This window comes from Lonsdalea iberica, assembly GCF_002111585.1.
Lineage (GTDB): Bacteria > Pseudomonadota > Gammaproteobacteria > Enterobacterales > Enterobacteriaceae > Lonsdalea > Lonsdalea iberica.
Window position 1 is genome coordinate 1 of record NZ_LUTP01000088.1, and the last position, 2,823, is coordinate 2,823.

The 2,823-nt window shown below is 47.1% G+C and carries 2 protein-coding genes, 4 tRNA genes and 1 pseudogene; 2 read left to right on the forward strand and 5 right to left on the reverse strand.

What is annotated here, in order from left to right; all coding sequences use genetic code 11:
- The 5 genes from AU511_RS16610 to AU511_RS16630 form a co-directional block, all read right to left on the reverse strand.
- Window positions 1-260 (reverse strand): GTP-binding protein (locus tag AU511_RS16610; protein ID WP_094110346.1); only part of this gene is annotated, 260 nt, incomplete at its 3' end.
- Window positions 261-365: 105 nt separating this feature from the next.
- Window positions 366-441 (reverse strand) — tRNA-Thr (locus tag AU511_RS16615).
- 10 nt (window positions 442-451) lie between these two features.
- Window positions 452-526 (reverse strand) — tRNA-Gly (locus AU511_RS16620).
- A gap of 231 nt (window positions 527-757) precedes the next feature.
- Window positions 758-842 (reverse strand) — tRNA-Tyr (locus AU511_RS16625).
- 15 nt (window positions 843-857) lie between these two features.
- A tRNA-Thr gene (locus AU511_RS16630) sits at window positions 858-933 on the reverse strand.
- A 352-nt stretch (window positions 934-1,285) separates the two neighbouring features.
- Between AU511_RS16630 and AU511_RS16635 the strand changes: the two are divergent.
- Together AU511_RS16635 and coaA are read left to right on the forward strand one after the other, a co-directional pair.
- Window positions 1,286-1,823 (forward strand): annotated as a pseudogene (locus tag AU511_RS16635) (GNAT family N-acetyltransferase).
- A gap of 191 nt (window positions 1,824-2,014) precedes the next feature.
- The coding region (coaA, locus tag AU511_RS16640) for a type I pantothenate kinase (protein ID WP_094110345.1) at window positions 2,015-2,823 on the forward strand (809 nt) is incomplete at its 3' end.

Here is a 2,823-nt window from a genome sequence, read left to right on the forward strand (position 1 = left end):
TCGGCATGCCCTGGGCAGTCAACGTGCGCGTAGTGACGAGTCGGGGTATCGTATTCAACGTGAGACGTGTTGATGGTGATACCACGCGCTTTTTCTTCCGGCGCGTTATCGATCTGATCGAATGCGCGAGCTGCACCACCGTAGGTTTTAGCCAGTACGGAAGTGATAGCAGCGGTCAGCGTTGTTTTACCATGGTCAACGTGGCCGATAGTACCGACGTTAACGTGCGGTTTAGTACGTTCAAATTTTTCTTTAGACATCGATTGTCCCTCTAAGACACGGATAAATCGGTGATATCACCACATCAACCAAGCAATTACTTGCTGAGCTTAACAAAAGGAAATCAGGAGGAAGATATAAAGGAGTGGTGCTGATAGGCAGATTCGAACTGCCGACCTCACCCTTACCAAGGGTGCGCTCTACCAACTGAGCTATATCAGCACATCTAATATGGAGCGGGCAGTGGGAATCGAACCCACATCATCAGCTTGGAAGGCTGAGGTAATAGCCATTATACGATGCCCGCATCCTGGAACTCGGCTACCTGATTTCTTTATAGAGTTAAAACCCCGGCACATACTACATCCACGCCGCGATTTTTTCGATCCAATCATTGAAGCATCAGATCGTTTTGATCCTGTTTCCAGGATCGAATTGAGGGTGGGAGAAGGAAGACTTGCCACGCAACTCCTCACCTTTACTGACATGATATCTGTTACTTGATCACATCGATTCAGCCATTTTTCATGGCTTGAATTGGTGGTGGGGGAAGGATTCGAACCTTCGAAGTCTGTGACGGCAGATTTACAGTCTGCTCCCTTTGGCCGCTCGGGAACCCCACCTGGTTGTGTACTTGATGGTGCCGGCTGCCGGAGTCGAACTGGCGACCTACTGATTACAAGTCAGTTGCTCTACCAACTGAGCTAAGCCGGCATCAAGTGCTGCGCATTCTAGGTAGAGTGGCCGGTCTATGCAACAAAAAAATTGCCTAAAATGCACTGTCGCTTAGATTTTGTGCATTTCTGGACATTGTTTTGCATAAACGTTAGCAATTCGTGCAAATATGCACCATACCTGCGGCATTCGCTGCATTTTCCATAAGGTCTAATCTAGCCGTCTTCTCTCCATTTCGTCATCATTTATGCCCCTCAATGATGGCCTGGCTAGCCACTATCGCTACATCGCCCGCGTGAAGCCCAGTAGATCGTGTAGAAAGCGGTATGTTTTTTGCTCACTAATAGCCAAGAAGCAATCCACCGGTGCTTGCTTTTGCAGGAGATATTTAATGAAAACCGTTTTGCTCTCCACCGACACTTTTTCTTTATATCGGCATGCGTTGGCGGAATTGCTGATTGATGCAGTCGATAATGGCAGCTCAATCGGATATCGAACGCCCTCATGCCGAAAGTTATTTCGATAGTCTGAAGCCTTCTATTGCGCAAGGAGAACGCCGCCTTTGGGTTGCGCTTTATGAAGGAAAGGTAGTGGGAACCGTGCAACTGGAGCTTTGCCAGAAAACGAATGGGCAAAATCGTGCGGAGATTCAGAAAATGCTTGTTCACAGCCAATATCGACGCCCGATGATAGGCCATCATCTTTTGCACGAACTCGAAGCAGCGGCGTTTAGCCTGCAGCGCGGGCTGCTTTATCTTGATACGGAAGCAGGCTCCACTGCGGAACTATTTTACCAGTCGCAGGGCTACACCAAACTGGGAGAAATATCCGATTACGCATGCTCCCCTAAAGGGATTTATCACCCGACAGCGATTTACTACAAACGTCTTTTTAGTGTGAAGTCATGCGCGCTGGTTATTGCTTACTAAAATAAACCTGTTGCCTTTATAAGGCATCGCGTCGCTTTGGATTTCTTCTTCTTTTCTTTACCCGCATGGTGGTAATCTGCCCGTCATCATTTAATTTCCCCCAAGAAAAGGTGAGCAGTCTTTTTTATCTGAAGGTTTTTAAGACCGACATGACACCTTTTAACGCTGTACTGGCATGTAGAAACGTATTTATGAGAGATAGCGAACAATCCTTGGCCACACCATATCTGCAATTTGATCGTCAGCAGTGGGCGACGTTGCGGGATTCGGTCCCGTTAACGCTGACAGAGAAAGAAATATTAAAACTTAAAGGCATCAATGAGGATCTATCCTTGGATGAAGTTGCAGAAATTTATCTGCCACTATCCCGTTTATTAAACTTTTACATCAGCTCTAATTTGCGACGTCAGGCAGTTTTGGAGCAGTTTTTAGGCACTGACGGACAAAAAATTCCCTACATCATTGGGGTCGCCGGCAGTGTGGCTGTGGGGAAAAGTACGACTGCGCGCGTATTACAAGCCTTGCTCAGTCGTTGGCCGGAACATCGCACGGTTGAATTGATCACCACCGATGGCTTCTTGCATCCTAATAAGGTTTTAAAAGAAAAAAACCTGATGAAGAAAAAAGGGTTTCCCCAGTCATACGATATGCACAGCCTGGTGAAATTCGTTTCTGAAGTGAAGTCGGGGGCTCCTAGAGTCGTCGCACCGACCTACTCTCATCTGACCTACGATATCGTCCCTGACCAGCATCAGGTCATCGAACGGCCTGATATTCTCATATTGGAAGGGTTGAATGTTTTACAAAGCGGCATGGACTATCCTCATGATCCACATCGGGTCTTCGTATCCGACTTTGTGGATTTCTCCATCTACGTCGATGCGCCAGAAGATTTCCTAAAAAGCTGGTACATCAATCGCTTTCTGAAATTCAGACAGGGTGCATTTGCCAACCCGGACTCCTACTTCCATAATTATGCGAAAATAACGGAAGAAGAAGC